We start from the raw sequence: 17,080 nt of genomic DNA, 5'->3' as shown, positions 1-17,080 counted from the left end.
CCGTTACCGGCGACGCACGCGGACCTGGGGACTGACCTTGGACACCGGCCAGAGAGCTGCCCTCTCATATCTCTGCGGAGCAGCCCCACTTAAACGGTGCGACTTCGCGTCGCACCCACACGTACCGGGCATGCGCGCAGTGCAGCAGCATCTGCCGCTCCTGCTCGCTCGTCGGGTACATCCGAAACCGTGCCACGGCGCGAACCTAGACCACACCTTCCCCCGCCGCGCACACCATCGATCACCATCACCCGGGCGAGTGACCACGCCCGGCCGGCACCAGCCACCGACCCAGGCCCCTCAACTCCCCCTCACCACCACCTGCCTGTGGCCACCTCTCGGCATCACGGCGTCCACGCCGAATCGCCCTGACGGCGATTCGGCTTGCCCTGCCCCGCTCCGCGGGAGCGGGCATTCACCCCGGCCCTGAAGGACCGGGCACCCTGCCCGAAAGCAAGGTGGCAGCCGCCGCGGCGTTGGCTCCGGCGCTGGCCGCGGCCCCGGCCGCCTCTCCCGCCGCCTCCGCGGCGATACCGGCCTGCTCGGCCGCCTTGGCCGCCTTCCGCGCGCCCTGAGCGGCTGCGTTCGCGTTCTGCGCGGCGATGCGGGCGTCCTTCGCCCGCTGGGCGTCGGCGGCCGTCGCCGCAGCGGCGGAGCGGGCCGTGGACGCCGCGCTGCCCGCCCGGCCGGCCGCATACGCCGCCTGTGCGGCAGCCGTGGCGGCCACCCGCGCCGCCTTGTTGGCCGCCGCGGCCGACGACACCGCGGTACGAGCCGCCTGAGCCGCCCGGTCGGCGGCGGACGCGGCACGCGACGCGGCAGCCGCAGCCCGGCTGGCCGACGACTTCGCCTCCTCGGCCTCCTTCGCCGCGACCTGCGCCGCCTCCTTGGCCCGTAGTGTCGCCTTCGCCGCCTTGGCCGCCTCCTCCTTGGCCTCCTCGGTCAGCCGGGTCGCCTGCTTCTGCGCCTTGTCGGCGAGCACGGCCAACTGGGCGACGGTCAGGGTCTCCTGGTCCCGCGCGGCGGCGACCTGCCAGCCCTCGTCGAGGAATTCCTGTACGTCCTCAGGCGTGCCGTCCAGGACCTGGTTGGCGACCTTCTTCACATTCGGGCCGCCCGCCGCCATCAGCTGGGCGACCTGAACCCGGTTGTCCTCCTCCCGCGCCTTGTGCTGGCCCTGGTCGATGAACTTCTTCCAGTCGTCGGCGGAACCGTTGAGCGCCTTGTTCGCGGCTTCCTTGACGCCTGGTCCGCCCGCGGCCATGATCTGCGCGACCTGGACCCGCAGGTCGTCGTCGTAGGGCTGGACGATTCCCTCGTCCAGGAACTTCCGAAGCTCCTCGGCCCCACCGTCGAGCGCGGTGTTGGCGGCCTCCCGCACACCGGGGCCGCCGGTGGCCAGGATCTGCGCCACCTGAACGCGCAGATCCTCCTCCAGGAGGTCCGGCAGATCCTCGTTCATGAACGTGTCGACGTCCTGACCAGGGCTGAGCAGGACGGCCTCGGCGGCACGCCGAACACCCGGGCCGCCGTACTGCCATTCCCAGAGGATGTCGGATCTGTCGTACGCGGGCACCTCGTCGTCCGCGGCGGCGGCACTCAGGTCCGCCCCGCGACCAGCACCAGAGCCATCAGCGACGCCACGCCGGCCCGGCGAACCTCTGAATGTCCTCACCGATTCCCTCTTCTTCGGTTTCAACGACACGTCAGTTCTCGACACAGTTGCTGTCCCGCCACGGCACAAACCGCTCCGGCGCATTGGTGATGAGCCCGTCGACGCCCCACGAAGCCGCTGTCTTCCACTGGCTTTCGCTGTCGACCGTCCAGACGAACACATCGACCCCGGCCGCCCTCAACTGGTCCACCACGGCGGGACGGGCGGAGAGGCCGGTGAATTTCACCGCGTACGTGCTGAGCTTGAACGCGCGGGCCGTGGCCACCGGATCGGCGTCGAGTGTGGAGCGCAGCAGCGCGACTTCGGTCTTGTACGGGGAGGCCGCCGCGTCCCGGACGATGTTCTCGTCGAATGACTGCAGCAGCGTGCGCTCGGTCATCCCGGCCTCGGAGACGAGCCGGAGAGCGGTGTCGACGGCCGCGGTCGTCTGCGGGCCCTTGATCTCCAGCAGGAGACGGGAAGGCTTGACCTTCAGCGCGGACAGCGCCTGTTCCAGGGTCGGGACGCGTCCACCGCCGTCCACGGTGAGCTGGGCGATCTGCTCTGCGGTGAGTTCGTCGACGCGGCCCGTGCCGTTGGTCGTCCGGTCGACGGTCGCGTCGTGCATCAGGACCGGCTTGCCGTCCTTGGTGAACTGCACATCGGTCTCGACCCACTCCGCACCGGCGTCCGCCGCCGCCTCCAGCGCCGGGAGGGTGTTCTCCGGGGCGATGGCGGGTGCGCCGCGATGTCCGACCGCGTCCGTGCCCGCGCAGCCCATCACCACGGCCTGGTCCCAGACGCGGACGTTGTCGATGGTTCCGGCGAAGTTCTCCTGGAAGGCTCCCTTGTAGGCGAGCCGGCCGATCTGCAGTCCACCCGCGGCACGCCACGGAGTGGTGAAGGCGGCCGCCGTTTGCGGTGTGCCGTTGACGAACAGCTGGACCGTCTTGGCGGACGCGTCATACACACCTGTCAACTGAGTCCACACGCCGACCTGTGCCAGGCCCGAACTGAGTGACCGTACGATCGCCGTGTCGTCGGTGTCCGTGGTGTGCCGGTTGAAGACCCACTTGTCGTAGGCCTTGGAGTAATACAGCTGGAACCCGCTGTTGCGGTCCCCCGCCTGCGACAGGAACGTGTAGTTCTTGTCCTTGTCGTCGAGCTTCACCCACGCCGAGACCGAGAACGACTTCATGGTGTCCACCACCGGACCGGCCGTCGCCGCGTACGCCGTCGTCCCGTTGAGCTTCAGGCCGGTGCCCGTCTTGCCCGCGGCACCAAGTTGGGCACCGCCGCCGGCCACCGTCGCGACCGGACCAGCGCCCATGCCGCCGCTGACCCGCGCCGCGCCCGCGGCCTCGTCCATCGGGAACGACGCCAGCTCCTGGAGATGCGCGGGCAGCGTGCCACCGCCGATCGCCGTGGCATCGGCCTGCGTCACCGCCGACTGCACGAGCCGCACGTCATCGAGCAGTCCGGCCGTGTACTCGTGGTAGCCGCCCTTGTAGTGGAGCCGGCCGATCTGGAGTCCGCCCGAAGCACGCCATGGGGTGGCGGTGAAGGAGGCGGCCGTCTGTGCCTTGCCGTTGACGAAGAGCTGGACCGTCTTCGCCGTCGCGTCGTACACACCTGTGAGGTGGGTCCACACTCCGGTCTGTGCGGTGTCCGTGCTCAGGGACCGCACCAGCGCCGTGTCGTCGGCGTCCTTGGTGTGCCGGTTGAAAACCCACTTGTCATAGGTTGATGAGTAGTAGAGCTGGAAACCGCTCGCCCGCGTTCCCGCCTGCGACAGGAACGTGTGGTTGACGTTCTTGTTGTCCAGCTTCACCCAGGCCGACACCGAGAACGACTTCGTGGTGTCAACGACCGGGCCGGTCGTGGCCGCGTACGCCGTCGTCCCGTTGAGCTTCAGCGCTGTGCCGGTCCTGCCCGCCGCGCCGAGTTGGGCGCCGCCGACCAGACCCGCCGTGAACTCCTGGGGCGCGCCGCCCAGTACGCGCCGCGAACCGGCACCCTCGTCGAGACCGAAGGCGGCGTCCTCCGTGACGGAGGCTGCCCGGCCAGGTGCGGCCTGTGCCTCGGTCGACGTCAGGAGCAGGGAAGTTGACGCCGCCGCCGACATGATCGTCGCCACTGCGGTAGTACGCAGTAATGACCGCGGAATTCCGCGATGTGCATGCATGTGTGATCCAGGTTCGTCAAACAGATGGGGAGCAAGGGAATATGCATCCCGTGCAGGTGAAATCGGTGCCCGCTGCGGCACGTTGCGCGGATCCCGCCGAACGTGTGCGGGCCCCGATGAAGAAACGGAGTTCAGCGTCGGTCAGCCGACCCGGATCCCGTCGTTGAATATCTCGTCGACTCCCACGGCCCGGTCCCAGACACGGACGTTGTCGACGGTTCCGGCGAAGTTCTCCTGGAATCCGCCCTTGTAACCGAGCCGGCGGCTCTGCAGACCGCCGGCAGCCCGCCACGGAGTGGTGAAGTCGGCCGCCGTCTGCGCCTTGCCGTTGACGAACAACTGGATCTTCTTCGTCGACGCGTTAAAACACACATTGCCGCTGTCACGGCTGTTGATCCGCACCAGCTCACTGCCGCCGGCCGCACACTCGGCCAGTGTGATGTTGCCGTCACCGGAGATGAGCTTCAGGCCCTTCTCGGCCAGCAGCTTGTCCCGGTCCGGGTAAGCGAAATCCTCGACCAGGGAGTCCAGTCCCTCACCGGGAGCCGCCTGCGCGAGACCGAGCATCGGCCCCGTACTCCAGGCTGTCGCCGCCACGAGCGATGCCAGGGCCACGGTTCCCATGCGCCCGGGCATGCTTCGCCGTCTCATATACGAAATTCCCCCTGCGTGAACATCAACGATCAGGCATGCCACGTCGCCTGAGGACTCGGGCATGCTGTGCATCGGTGCGGTTCATGGCTGACTCAGCCGACTCCGGGCACCGGGGTCACGCGCCCCGGTCAAAGGCCCGGCGTGACCAACCCGAGGATCCTTACGCGAAGCTCACGGTTTTCACAGGCGAATCACAGCCAACATCGATCACCACTGGCTCATTCAGATCGTTTGGCATCACGTTCTGGTCACTTATGACCGAAGGTGTCGGCGTTCCGGCGTCCTGATCGTGACCTTCGGCCAACCCGTCCTGGTGCATGTGTCATTGCTCCTGGGACGCGGCGACCGACACCATCACGGCCATTCGCCAACGCAGCGAACTCGCCACCCGCCACGCGAAGTCAGCGCCGTCGCTGTGAGCGCCACACGAGGTAGACCGCCGAGAGCGCCGCCGCGCCGCGGATCACCCACGGCCATGTCTCCGCGATCGCGTCGCCCATGTGCCCCTGCGTGATCGGCTCACCCCACCGCTCGGTGGACCGCCCCCACAGCCATGCCATCCCCGCCGCCAGCGCCAGCCCCGGCAGCACCACCACGGCCCACTTGGACTCCGCTGGAGTCAGCCGGCGCGAGGCCCAGGCGATGATCCAGCCGAGGGCCAGCGGCAGCAGATTGCCCATCACGGCCCCACCGACCAGGAGCGCCGCGGCGAGCAGGAGCAGCGGGTTGCTCCAGCCACCGGCTCCGGAAGGGCCCAGCAGACGACGGCGTTTCTCCGGCGCCGCGGCAACCCCTTCCACCACGGGAACGGGCTCCGCCCCGGCCCCGCCCTTCCCCTTTTTCGTCTTCTCCTTCTTCGTCTTCTCTTTCGCCTTGGCCGTCCCCTTCCCGGCCGCCGCATCCGTCTTCTGCGTACCCGCACCGGCATCCGTCTCCGCCTCCGTGGCGGGCGGTGGCTCGAGGAGCTCGGGAATCTCCACGCCCCCGACGAAGCCGGGCACACCGTCCATGGGGCCGAAGGGTCCGCCCTCCACCCGCCACCAGTCGGGCCGCCCGCCCGACCCCAGTTCCTCGGTGCTCGCCAGATGGGGCGGCGACGGTTCCCTGGGAGCGGGGGGCGCGTCCGCGGCCTCCGCAGTACGGGGCCGCGGGAGCATCCGGCGCAGGCCCTTCGGCGGGTCCACGGGCTCACGCACGCGCGGGGCGGGAACGGAGGCGGGCGCCTCGGCGGGCACATCACCGGAAGCGGCCGGAGCCGGACGGCCCGAATCGGTACCACTCGCCGCCGCACCACCGGTCCCCGCACCACCGGTCTCCGCACCACTCGCCGCGGCACCCCTCGCCGCCGCCCCGGACACCACGTCCTCCGGCGTCCCCAGCCGCGCCAGAATGCGGCGCACCGCGGCCGGGCTGTCGGCCTTGGCGCGCCGCCGGTCGATCTCCCCGCGCAACTCGGTCACGAGCCGCATCCGGGCCCCGGAGGGCAGCTGGCGCTGCTGGGCCAGATCGCCGACCCGGCTCAGATAGTCCAAGACCAGCTTGTCGCTCTCGATGCCCACGAAGTCCCCTCCGCCAACGGCGTTTCGGCGGTCCTCACCGACCGTACCGCGCCGGCGGCGGCCCACCTACCACGCAGAGCCGCCCCGGTGGCGCACATGGTCGGCCCCGGCTCCCCGTAACCACCACCCGCTACCGTGGGGCGGATGAGCACCCAGGAGCCCGGCGTCCGGGAGCCCGGTACGGGCCGCACGGACGGTGAGAGGGATCAGGAGACGGACACGCGGTCCGCCTCCCCGGCGGAACCGCGCTCGCTCGCGGAGGACCTCCGCGGCCGCGACGACGCGTCCCTGTCCGCCCTGCTGCGCAGCCGCCCCGACCTGATCACGCCGGTTCCCACGGATCTGACGCAGCTGGCGACCCGGGCGGGCACCCGCGCCTCCGTCGTACGGGCCCTGGAGCGGCTCGACCGGTTCGCGCTGCAGACGGCCGAGGCGCTGGCGGTGGCCCCGGACCCGGCGTCTTACGGGGCACTGCTCGGGCTGATGGCGGGCGACGCCGGCGACCCGGCCGTCGCCGAGGCACTCCCGCGGGCCCTGGCGACCCTGCGCGAACAGGCTCTGGTGTGGGGCACCCAGGACCGGCTGCGGCTGGTGCGCACCGCACGCGAACTGCTCGCCCCCTCGCCCCAGCACCCCTCGCCGACCGGTCTCGGGCCGACGGTCGCCGAGGCGGCGGCGGGCATGTCGCCCGGACGGATCCAGGAGATCGTGGCGGCGGCGGGGCTGCCCTCCACGCACGACTCGGTCTCCGCGGTCGCGTCGCTGACCGAGCTGTTCACCGACCGGACGCGGATGACGGCCCTGCTCGGCGAGGCTCCCGCGGACTCGCTGGAGATCCTGGCGCGGCTGGTGTGGGGGCCACCGTACGGACAGGTCACACCGAATCCCGCGCCCCGGCTGCGCTGGCTGCTCGACCGCGGACTGCTGCTGCCGACCGCGCCCGGCACGGTGGTGCTGCCGCGCGAAGTGGCGGTGCATCTGCGGGCTGGGCGCGCGCACCACACACCGGAGCCGGTGCCGCCCGCGCTGGAGACGTCCGGTGAACCCCGCCCCCAGATCGTGGACGCGACGGCGGCCGCCCAGGCGTACGGCGCGCTGGCGACCGTCGAGGAGCTACTGAAGGACTGGGACGAGGGCGGGCCGCTGGTACTGCGGGCCGGTGGGCTGAGCGTGCGGGACCTTAAGCGGACGGCCGTGGCACTGGACGTGCCGGAGCCGGTCGCCGCGTTCTGGGTGGAACTCGCCTACGCCGCCGGGCTGCTGGCCTCCGACGGCGAGGAGGACGAGCGGTACGCGGCGACACCGGCGTACGACGAGTGGCTCCAGCTGCCCGCCGCCGAGCGCTGGACCCGGCTCGCCACGGCCTGGCTGGCCGCCACCCGCACACCGGGCCTGGTCGGCGGCCGGGACGCCAAGGACCGGACGCTCTCCGCGCTGGGCCCCGGGCTGGACCGCTCCGCCGCGCCCGAGGTGCGCCACCGCGTCCTCTCCCTCCTGGCCGGTCTGCCCGAAGGGCTGGCCCCGTCCGCCGACTCCGTCCTCGCCCGGCTCCGCTGGGAGCGCCCCCTGCGCGGCCCGCAACAGGCCGACCGCCGGGAGGACCGCAAGGACGACGACCTGCGGACACGCCTCGCCCAATGGACCCTGACCGAGGCGGAGTTGCTGGGGGTCACCGGCCGGGGCGCCCTGTCCGCGCACGGGCGGGCGCTGCTGGGGCTGCCGGCCGCACCGGCCAAGTCCGCCCGGCCCTCCGGCGGGCCCGGCGACAAGCTGCCCGTCCACCACAGGCAGCACCCGCCCACCGCGGCCACCGCGCCAGGGTCCGCCACACCCACCGCGCCGGAATCCACCGCGCCCTCCGTGCCGGAATCCACCGCGCCTTCCGCCAAATCCCCCGCCGAGGAGGCCGTCCGTTCCGCCGCCGCGGCCCGTCTCCTCGCCCCGTTGCTCCCCGAGCCCCTCGACCATGTCCTCCTCCAGGCCGACCTGACCGCCGTGGCCCCCGGCCCTCTGCAACGGCCGCTCGCCGACATGCTGGGCGTGCTCGCGGACGTGGAGTCGAAGGGCGGCGCGACCGTCTACCGCTTCACCCCGGGTTCGGTGCGCCGCGCGCTGGACGCCGGCCGCTCCGCCTCGGACCTGCACGCCTTCCTCGCCGCCCACTCCCGCACCCCGATCCCGCAGCCGCTCGCCTATCTGATCGACGACGTGGCCCGCAAACACGGTCATCTGCGGGTCGGCGCGGCCTCCGCGTACGTACGGTGCGACGACGATGCCCTGCTGAACGAGATCCTCGCCGACCGGCGTGCCGCGGCCCTCGGGCTGCGCCGCCTCGCGCCCACCGTGCTGGCCGCCCGGACGGACCCGGCGACACTCCTCGACGGACTGCGTTCCCTGGGCTTCGCACCCGCGGCGGAGTCCGCGGAGGGCGATGTCGTCATCACCCGCGCCCTGGCCCACCGCACCCCGCCCCGGACCCCTCCCGCCCCCGTGCCGGAGGGTCCGCCGGCCCCCGACACCACCTTGCTGACGGCCGCGCTGCGCGCGATCCGGGCGGGCGACCTGGCCTCCACCGCCCCGCGCAAGCCCGCCCCGCAGCGCAGCGGCACCGACCTGCCCCGCACCAGCTCGGCCGAGACCCTCGCCACCATGCAGGCCGCGGTCCTCAGCGGCGAGGCGCTGTGGATCGGCTACGTCAACGCCGAGGGCTCCGCCAGCCAGCGTGTGATCGCCCCGGTGCGCGTGGAGGGCGGCTTCGTGACGGCGTACGACCACACCGCGGACGAGGTCCGCACCTTTCCGCTGCACCGGATCACCGGCGTCGCGGAACTCGCCGACGACCCGGCCTGACGCCTCCCCCCTTCCCCCGCGTGCCTCACTCCTTCGGGCGTACGCGGGGGTTCATGCACGCCATGCCGGAGGTTTCCCACGCTTGAGGGACCTTGCCGAGCGTCCCGCATCGCATCGCGCGCCCCCGGGCAGCCAACGGGTGTCCTGACCCGGCCCGCCGGCGAAGCCGACAACGGGCTCCGGGTCGAACAAGAGCAACAGAGAGGGTAGTTCCATGCGCGCTGCTCGTCGTATCGCCACCGTACTGACCGCGACCGCCGCGATGGTCGGAGCGTTGGCCACCCAGGCCGCGGCGATCGGCATCGATCTCGGCGGGGGCCTGACGCTCTGACCCCCGCCCGTCCAGGGGCCGGTCTCGGCGTACCGGGGCCGGCCCGCCCCTCCCAGCCGTCAGCGCGAATCCCCGAAAGGTCCGTCGCACCCGATGCGTTCCAGGCACACCAAGTACTCCGGGCGCTCCGAACGTTCCGAGCGTCCCGAGCTCCCCGTCGTCACGGCCGATAAAGCCCCCAGCACCGGCAAGCGCACCGACACCAATGCCGGCAAGCGCACCGACACCAGCACCGGCACCCGCACCCGCTCCGCCGTCATCGCCTCCGCCACCGCCGTCCTCTCGGCCGCCGCCCTCCTCGGTGCGCTCGCTCCCCAGGCCACGGCGGCTCCGGGCGCCCTGCCGCTGCCCCTGCCGGCCGCCGGGTTGCCCGTGGTCGGCGAACCCCTGGTCACCGAGGGCGTCACCGTGGAGGGGCCACTGCTCAACAACGTCACTCTGCCCATGCTGAAGTAGCGCGGCGCGTCCGGTAGCTGTCCCCTTCGAGCCGGACGATCTCGGCGTGGTGCACAAGACGGTCGACCATCGCGGCCGCGGCCGAACCGCCGAAGACGTCGTCCCAGCGGCCGAGCGGACGATCGCTGGTCACGATCAGCGAGCCCCGCTCGTAGCGGTGGGCGACCAGCCGGAAGAAGAGCCGGGCGGTGTCCGCGTCGAAGGAGAGGTAGCCGACCTCGTCGACGATCAGCACCGGATAGTCGTCGAGAGCGGCCAGTTCCTCGCCCAGCCGGCCCTCCGCGCGTGCGGCGGCCAGCCGGTCGGCCCACTCACCGGCGGTCGCGAACAGCACCCTGTGCCCGGCCTGGCAGGCGCGAACGCCGAGGCCGATGGCGAGATGCGTCTTGCCGGTACCGGGGCCGCCGACGAACACCACGTTCCGCCGGGCACCGACGAACTCCAGCTTGCCCAGCCGGGCCAGCGCCTCCCTGTCGAAGGAGCGGGGGTGGTCCTCGTCGAATTCCTCCAGCAGCTTCCGGAAGGGAAACCTCGCGGCGCGCATCCGGGCCTCGGCACCCGTCTCGGGAAGGTCACGGGCAGGCGCCCGGTTTCCCGCGTGCGCGCCATGACCGTCGGCGGGGCGGCTCCGCAGAACGTGGGTCTCGTATGCGGGACCGGCCGCCTCGGACCCGATCCTGTGCGATCCGGGCTCATCCTCGTAACCGCGCCGGCCCGGATCGTCGTCGTAACCGCGCGAGCCCGGATCGTCCTCGTACCGGCGCGAACCCGGATCGTCCTCGCGACCGCGCCGGCCCGGATCGTCCGCGTACTCGCGCGAGGCGGCCGACTGGGTCGGCAGGCCGATCCTGGCCAGCACGGCCGGTGACACCCGGCCCGAAGCGGCGGCCCCGCCGGACGGGCGCACCTCGCGCCCGCCGTACGTGCCGTGCGCCCCGCCCGCGCCGTGCACGCCGCCCCCGCCGTGCACTTCGTGCTCGCCGTCATCCCCGGCGCCCTCGTCCCTGTGCACCCCGTGCACCCCGTCGTCCGGGAGTTCCCTGCGCTCCCGGTGCCCGTGGTCGGTCCGCCCCACCATCGGTCCGGACATGTACGCCAGGATCGCCGCGGACGCGATGAAGGCCATGTGGATCACCGTCCCCCACAGCAGTGCGTGGCGTGCGGTGTGGTGCACGTCCACGAACATCTGCAGCAGGTGCACCGAGGAGATGCCGACGATGGCGGTGGCGAGTTTGACCTTCAGCACGTTGGAGTTGACGTGCGAGAGCCATTCGGGCTGGTCGCGGTGGCCCTGTAGACCGATGCGGGAGACGAACGTCTCGTAACCCCCGACGATCACCATGATCAGCAGATTGGCGATCATGACGACGTCGACCAGCTTGAGCACGGCGAGCATGACGTACGTCTCGGTCGCCTGCCCGGTCACGCACCGCAGGATTAAATTCCACAGCTCGTTGAAGAACTTGTAGACGTAGACGCCCTGCGCGGCCACCAGCCCGAAGTACAGCGGGGCCTGGAGCCAGCGGGTGGCGAACAGGGCGTACCCGAGCGTCGTGGACGGCGGCGACGGGGCGGACCCCAGGGCCGGGCTGTGAGAGGGCATCGGACTCCACTCCAAGGACCGGCGGACCGGATCACGCCCGGCGCGCCACGGACAAGGCACGGCCGCCACTGGCCCCACGAACAGGAACTCACCTGCGGACAGGACCGGAACCGACCCGCACGATCGGCCATTCTGGGGACCCGATGCCGTCCATCTGAAATGCACGCCACTCATTGGAATGAATAGACATCCAGTAGGACGGGACGTCGACACCATCGACCGGCCCCGGTCCGTCCCGGCCCGCCCGGACGATCAGGCACACTGGACGTTTGGCCGCGGACATCGCTCCGCGCGGAAGGGATGGATGCCTACGTGAACGGTCCCCTCATCGTCCAGTCCGACAAAACCCTGCTCCTGGAAGTCGACCACGAACAGGCCGGCGACTGCCGTCGGGCCATCGCGCCCTTCGCCGAGCTGGAGCGCGCGCCCGAGCACATCCACACCTACCGGGTCACCCCGCTCGGGCTGTGGAACGCGCGCGCCGCCGGGCACGACGCCGAGCAGGTCGTGGACGCGCTGGTGCAGTACAGCCGGTATCCGGTGCCGCACGCGCTGCTCGTCGACATCGCCGAGACGATGGACCGCTACGGCAGGCTCTCCCTCACCAAGCACCCCGCGCACGGCCTCGTCCTGACCACCACCGACCGGCCGGTGCTGGAGGAGATCCTGCGTTCCAAGCGGATCGCGCCGCTCGTCGGCGCCCGGATCGACCCGGACACCGTGGCCGTGCATCCCTCGGAGCGCGGGCAGATCAAGCAGGTGCTGCTGAAGCTGGGCTGGCCGGCCGAGGACCTCGCCGGCTACGTGGACGGCGAGGCGCACCCCATCGAGTTGCACGAGGACGGCTGGGCGCTGCGCCCGTACCAGAAGCAGGCGGTGGAGAACTTCTGGCACGGCGGCAGCGGGGTCGTCGTGCTGCCGTGCGGCGCGGGCAAGACACTGGTCGGCGCCGGTTCCATGGCCCAGGCCAAGGCGACCACGCTGATCCTCGTCACCAACACCGTCTCGGCCCGGCAGTGGAAGCACGAGCTGGTGAAGCGGACCTCGCTCACCGAGGACGAGATCGGCGAGTACAGCGGCACGCGCAAGGAGATCCGTCCGGTCACCATCGCCACGTACCAGGTGCTGACGACCAAGCGGAAGGGCATCTACCCGCACCTGGAGCTGTTCGACTCCCGGGACTGGGGGCTGATCGTCTACGACGAGGTGCATCTGCTGCCCGCGCCGGTCTTCAAGTTCACCGCCGACCTGCAGGCCCGCCGCCGCCTGGGGCTCACCGCGACGCTGGTACGGGAGGACGGCCGCGAGTCGGACGTGTTCTCGCTCATCGGCCCGAAGCGGTTCGACGCGCCGTGGAAGGAGATCGAGGCACAGGGTTACATCGCGCCCGCGGACTGCGTCGAGGTTCGGGTGAACCTGACCGACTCCGAACGGCTCGCTTACGCGACGGCCGAGACGGAGGAGAAGTACCGCTTCTGCGCGACGACGGACACCAAGCGGAGGGTGACGGAGGCGCTGGTGCGCAAGCACCAGGGGCAGCAGACCCTCGTCATCGGCCAGTACATCGACCAGCTCGACGAGTTGGGCGAGCACCTGGACGCGCCGGTGATCAAGGGTGAGACGAGCAACGCGCAGCGGGAGAAGCTCTTCGACGCGTTCCGGGAGGGCGAGATCAGCGTCCTCGTGGTGTCCAAGGTCGCGAACTTCTCCATCGACCTGCCGGAGGCGACGGTCGCGATCCAGGTGTCGGGCACGTTCGGGTCACGGCAGGAGGAGGCCCAGCGGCTGGGCCGCGTACTACGCCCGAAGGCGGACGGTCACCAGGCGATCTTCTACTCGGTCGTGGCCCGCGACACCATCGACCAGGACTTCGCGGCCCATCGCCAGCGTTTCCTGGCGGAGCAGGGCTATGCGTACCGGATCGTGGACTCGGACGAACTGCTGGCGGGCGAGGAGGCCTGACCGGCGGGCGACGCGGCCTGACCCGGCGGGCGGGTGGCCGGGGCGGTGGAGCCTGGACGGGTGGAGCCGGGGCGTGCGTTGGCTCACCGACGGCGGACGCCCGCCTCCTCCGCGTACTCGCCGAGGACGACCACTCGGAACAGGGCGTCCGCGAACACCTTCACAGCACGCAGGGCGTTGGCGAGGCGGTGGGGGTGCGGGACTCCGGTCGCGGCGGAGGCGCCGCTCGGGGGGCCGGTATGGGCTGGGGTAAATGTCGCTGCACTCATACCTCCATGATGGGATCCGGTCGTTCCAGATTCATCGGCCCACGGATGTAAGCCGCGCACCGGGCATCTCCCTCTCATGGCGGACGCCGTCCCCTAGGGATCCTCCTGCATGGCTACGGGACCCGGGATGGGACTGGTGGCGCTGCCGGGGGGCGGCTGGGGCGGCCGGACGGCGGGGCAGCCGGGGCAGCCAGGGCAGCCGGGGCGACCGGACGGCGGGGGCTACCGGACAGCAGGACAGCCGCACGGCGGGGGCTACCGGACAGCAGGACAGCCGCACGGCGGGGGCTACCGGACAGCAGGACAGCCGCACGGCGGGGGCTACCGGACAGCAGGACAGCCGCACGGCGGGACAGCCGGAGCGGCAGGGGCGAAAAATCATTTGGCAACCCCACCCCCGCTCCGTAAACTCTCGGCCCTTGCCCGCCTCCCTCGCGGAGTGCCGCCGCCCGGACGGAAACCGGGGGCTCCTCACCGCACACAGCGAACCCACTCCCGGAGGCACCCGTGTCACCCGCGTCCCTCGTGTCCAGCGCGCCCGGAGCGCCCGACGACACCCCTCTCTCCCGCGAACGCGCCCACCTGGGCGCATCCCGCGCCGCCCTGCGCGCCATGCGCGAGGACGTGGAGAACCTCGACATCCGGGACGTCACCGCGAACTGGGTCAACGCCGAAGTCCTCGCCCACCAGATCGACGAGCGCATCAAGGCCCTCGCCGACCTCGCCCACACCCCGCTCTTCTTCGGCCGCCTCGACTACCTCCATTCCCCCGGCGCCGACCAGGCGGAAGGCGCGGAGGGGGAACGCTTCTACATCGGCCGCCGGCACGTGCACGACGCCGACGGCGACCCGATGGTCATCGACTGGCGCGCCCCGGTGTCCCAGCCGTTCTACCGGGCGTCGAAGAACGACCCGATGGACATCTCCCTGCGCCGTCGCTTCGGTTACACCGGCGGCGACCTCACGGCGTACGAGGACGAGCACCTCTCCGACCCGACGGAGGCGGCCGCCACCAGCAAGCTCCTCCAGCAGGAGATCGAACGCCCGCGTGTGGGCCCGATGCGCGACATCGTGGCGACCATCCAGCCGGAGCAGGACGAGATCGTCCGCAGCGACCTGTCCGGCACGCTGTGCGTCCAGGGCGGCCCGGGCACGGGGAAGACGGCCGTGGGCCTGCACCGGGTCGCGTACCTCCTCTACGCCCACCGCGAGCGGCTCGCCCGCACCGGCACCCTGGTCATCGGCCCGAACCGGTCCTTCCTCCACTACATCGAGCAGGTCCTCCCGGCGCTGGGCGAGTTGGAGGTGAAGCAGGCGACGGTCGACGACCTCGTGGCCCATGTAGAGGTACGCGGCACGGACGACGCGGACGCGGCCGTCGTCAAGGGCGACGCCCGCATGGCCGAGATCCTGCGCCGCGCCCTCCGCTCCCATGTCTCCCTCCCCACCGAGCCGGTCGTGGTGGTCCGCGGCTCGCGTCGCTGGCGGGTGCCCGCGTACGAACTCGAGGCGATCGTGCGGGAGTTGCTGGACCGCGACATCCGCTACGGGGCCGCTCGCGATGCCCTGCCGCAGCGCATCGCGCACGCCGTCCTCGTCCAGATGGAGCGTTCCGGCGAGGCCCCGGACGACCGGGTGCAGGACGCGGTGGCCCGCAACGCCGCGGTGAAGGCGGCGGTCAAGGCGATCTGGCCGCCGGTCGACCCCGCGAAGCTTGTGCTGCGGCTGCTCGCCGACGCCGACTTCCTCGCCGAACACGCCGACGGGCTCCTCACCGAGGAGGAACAGAAGAAGATCCTCTGGGCCAGGCCGGCGCGCGCGGTGAAGTCCGCCAAGTGGTCGGCGGCGGACGCGGTGCTGATCGACGAGGCGACGGACCTGGTGCAGCGTACCCACTCCCTCGGGCACGTCGTCCTCGACGAGGCGCAGGACCTGTCGCCGATGCAGTACCGGGCGGTGGGCCGGCGCTGCACGACGGGGTCGGCGACGGTGCTCGGCGACCTGGCCCAGGGCACGACCCCGTGGGCGACGCGCAGTTGGGGCGAGGCTTTGACGCACCTCGGCAAGCCGGAGGCGGCGGTCGAGGAGCTGACGGCCGGTTTCCGTGTCCCGACCGACGTCATCGCCTACGCCTCCCGGCTGCTGCCGCACATCGCGCCGGGCCTGGCGCCGGTGGCGTCGGTCCGTGAGAACCCGGGCGTCTTCGAGGTCCGGGCCACCACCGCCGACTCCGAAGTGGTGGCCGCCTGCGAGGAGTTGCTGCGCAACGAGGGCTCGACCGGGCTCATCGCCGCCGACGCCCGCGTCCCCGCCCTGGCCGAGGCGCTGACGGCGGCCGGGATCGGCTACCTCGGGCCCGGCGAGGAGACCACGCACGACACCCGCCTCACCCTCGTACCGGCCTCACTGGCGAAGGGCCTGGAGTACGACTACGTGGTCCTCGACGAGCCGCAGGCTGTGGTCGACGCGGAACCCGACGAACGCACCGGCCTGCGCCGTCTGTACGTATCCCTCACCCGAGCGGTCTCGGGCCTGATCGTCACCCACAAGTCCCCGCTGCCACCCCAGCTCTCCTGACCGCCCGGAACCTTCCTGACCAGTCCGGAGCGCTCCTGACCGCCCTTGACCAGCTGGAGCGCTCCTGACCGTCCGTCGGTGTCAGACGTCCAGGGCGGTCCGCCACTTCAGGACCGCTTCGGCTGAGACCGGTGAGTTCCAGCCGTCGAGGCGGGCCGCGCCACCGATGTGGAAGGCGTCGATGCCGGCCGCCCGCAGCTGCGGTACCTGTTCGATGCGCAGCCCGCCGCCCACCATCAGCCGTGGCTCGTAGCCGGGCTCGCCGCGCCGGGCGGCCTCGGCGAGCAGGGTCGGCATGCCGTCGTCCACCCCGGCCGCCGACCCGGCCGTGAGATAGGTGTCAAGGCCCGGCAGGTCCGCGAGTTGCTTGCGCAGGGCGTCACGGTCCGCGGCGCGGTCGATGGCACGGTGGAAGGTCCAGCGGCAACCGTCCAGTTCGGCGAGGAGTGCCTCGACGGTCGGCAGATCCGCGTTGCCCGACTCGTCCAGGAATCCCAGGACGAACTCGTCCGCGCCGGCCTGCCGCAACTCCCGCGCGATCCGCGCGAGCGCGGCCACATCCCCGGCGGCACCGGCCGCGAAGCCGTCGGCCAGGCGCAGCATCACGCGCAGCGGGATGTCCACGGCGGCACGGATCCCGGAGAACGTCTCCACCGGAGGGGTGAGTCCGTCGGCCGCCATGTCGGCGACGAGTTCGAGGCGGTCCGCGCCTCCGGCCGCGGCGGCGATCGCGTCCTCCCGATCGAGGGCGATCACCTCCAGGACTGCACGTTTGCTCATGGGACCTCATTCCTGAATTCCGGAGTGACAACGATGCCTGTGTTGCTGGATGTCCAGAGAGGTCTAGTCCACTACAGGTCTAGTCCATTCGCAAGCGCGGGTTTGTGCCGTGCCACGACCGGCCAGGACCTTGGCGAGGAGGGCGGTGGTGGTGTACGCGGCGGTGGAGCGGCTCATGGGCTCATGACGGTCGCGCCGGC

At 71.6% G+C, this 17,080-nt stretch carries 12 protein-coding genes; 4 read left to right on the top strand and 8 right to left on the bottom strand.

What is annotated here, in order from left to right; translation table 11 throughout:
• Positions 1-64 precede the first annotated feature (64 nt).
• The 5 genes from EF387_RS48820 to EF387_RS37940 all read right to left on the bottom strand — a co-directional run bounded on the left by EF387_RS48820 (position 65) and on the right by EF387_RS37940 (position 6,052).
• Positions 65-181 (bottom strand): helix-turn-helix domain-containing protein, encoded by a 117-nt coding sequence (locus EF387_RS48820; protein ID WP_238431930.1) that lies wholly within the window; start codon positions 179-181, stop codon positions 65-67.
• Positions 182-415: 234 nt separating this feature from the next.
• Positions 416-1,675 carry an ALF repeat-containing protein gene (locus tag EF387_RS49510; protein ID WP_274388977.1) on the bottom strand — a complete coding sequence of 420 codons (1,260 nt, stop codon included), beginning with the start codon at positions 1,673-1,675 and terminating at the stop codon, positions 416-418.
• Between the two features lie 31 nt (positions 1,676-1,706).
• A complete protein-coding gene (locus EF387_RS37950; protein WP_162467275.1) occupies positions 1,707-3,791 on the bottom strand; it encodes a LamG-like jellyroll fold domain-containing protein in 2,085 nt (694 codons plus the stop codon).
• 189 nt (positions 3,792-3,980) lie between these two features.
• Entirely contained in the window at positions 3,981-4,463 is a 483-nt protein-coding gene (locus EF387_RS37945; RefSeq protein WP_128381147.1) for a LamG-like jellyroll fold domain-containing protein, read from the bottom strand.
• A gap of 431 nt (positions 4,464-4,894) precedes the next feature.
• Positions 4,895-6,052 carry an HAAS signaling domain-containing protein gene (locus tag EF387_RS37940; protein WP_128381146.1) on the bottom strand — a complete coding sequence of 386 codons (1,158 nt, stop codon included), beginning with the start codon at positions 6,050-6,052 and terminating at the stop codon, positions 4,895-4,897.
• 144 nt (positions 6,053-6,196) lie between these two features.
• On the opposite strand from EF387_RS37940, the gene EF387_RS37935 reads away from it, so the two are divergent.
• Positions 6,197-8,902, top strand: coding sequence for a helicase-associated domain-containing protein (locus tag EF387_RS37935; protein WP_128381145.1), 2,706 nt, complete (start codon positions 6,197-6,199; stop codon positions 8,900-8,902).
• Positions 8,903-9,326: 424 nt separating this feature from the next.
• The gene (locus EF387_RS49795; RefSeq protein ID WP_338058148.1) at positions 9,327-9,689 is read left to right on the top strand and encodes a hypothetical protein; all 363 of its coding nucleotides are present in this window, start codon (positions 9,327-9,329) and stop codon (positions 9,687-9,689) included.
• On the opposite strand, the gene istB is transcribed toward EF387_RS49795, so the two are convergent.
• Positions 9,667-11,292, bottom strand: a complete 1,626-nt coding sequence (gene istB, locus EF387_RS48810; RefSeq protein WP_238431924.1) for an IS21-like element helper ATPase IstB — start codon at positions 11,290-11,292, stop codon at positions 9,667-9,669. The two genes, EF387_RS49795 and istB, sit on opposite strands and share 23 nt — an antisense overlap.
• 312 nt (positions 11,293-11,604) lie before the next feature.
• On the opposite strand from istB, the gene EF387_RS37915 reads away from it, so the two are divergent.
• Positions 11,605-13,254 (top strand): DNA repair helicase XPB, encoded by a 1,650-nt coding sequence (locus EF387_RS37915; RefSeq protein WP_128381144.1) that lies wholly within the window; start codon positions 11,605-11,607, stop codon positions 13,252-13,254.
• An 83-nt stretch (positions 13,255-13,337) separates the two neighbouring features.
• On the opposite strand, the gene EF387_RS37910 is transcribed toward EF387_RS37915, so the two are convergent.
• Positions 13,338-13,523 carry a hypothetical protein gene (locus EF387_RS37910; RefSeq protein ID WP_128381143.1) on the bottom strand — a complete coding sequence of 62 codons (186 nt, stop codon included), beginning with the start codon at positions 13,521-13,523 and terminating at the stop codon, positions 13,338-13,340.
• Between the two features lie 612 nt (positions 13,524-14,135).
• On the opposite strand from EF387_RS37910, the gene EF387_RS37905 reads away from it, so the two are divergent.
• Complete coding sequence (locus EF387_RS37905) at positions 14,136-16,100, top strand: HelD family protein (RefSeq protein WP_238431929.1); 1,965 nt, start codon at positions 14,136-14,138, stop codon at positions 16,098-16,100.
• A gap of 81 nt (positions 16,101-16,181) precedes the next feature.
• On the opposite strand, the gene EF387_RS37900 is transcribed toward EF387_RS37905, so the two are convergent.
• Positions 16,182-16,880 (bottom strand): copper homeostasis protein CutC, encoded by a 699-nt coding sequence (locus tag EF387_RS37900; RefSeq protein ID WP_128381142.1) that lies wholly within the window; start codon positions 16,878-16,880, stop codon positions 16,182-16,184.
• Positions 16,881-17,080: the final 200 nt, after the last annotated feature.

Source organism: Streptomyces cavernae (assembly GCF_004023625.1).
Lineage (GTDB): Bacteria > Actinomycetota > Actinomycetes > Streptomycetales > Streptomycetaceae > Streptomyces > Streptomyces cavernae.
Note: the sequence above shows the minus strand (reverse complement) of the source record. Positions and strands in the feature narration are given on the sequence as shown.

Coding starts and splice junctions, on each gene's coding strand:
- EF387_RS48820 (WP_238431930.1), bottom strand. CDS start 181: ATGTACCCGACGAGCGAGCAGGAGCGGCAGATGCTGCTGCACTGCGCG.
- EF387_RS37945 (WP_128381147.1), bottom strand. CDS start 4,463: ATGGGAACCGTGGCCCTGGCATCGCTCGTGGCGGCGACAGCCTGGAGT.
- EF387_RS37935 (WP_128381145.1), top strand. CDS start 6,197: ATGAGCACCCAGGAGCCCGGCGTCCGGGAGCCCGGTACGGGCCGCACG.
- EF387_RS49795 (WP_338058148.1), top strand. CDS start 9,327: ATGCGTTCCAGGCACACCAAGTACTCCGGGCGCTCCGAACGTTCCGAG.
- istB (WP_238431924.1), bottom strand. CDS start 11,292: ATGCCCTCTCACAGCCCGGCCCTGGGGTCCGCCCCGTCGCCGCCGTCC.
- EF387_RS37910 (WP_128381143.1), bottom strand. CDS start 13,523: ATGAGTGCAGCGACATTTACCCCAGCCCATACCGGCCCCCCGAGCGGC.
- EF387_RS37905 (WP_238431929.1), top strand. CDS start 14,136: ATGCGCGAGGACGTGGAGAACCTCGACATCCGGGACGTCACCGCGAAC.
- EF387_RS37900 (WP_128381142.1), bottom strand. CDS start 16,880: ATGAGCAAACGTGCAGTCCTGGAGGTGATCGCCCTCGATCGGGAGGAC.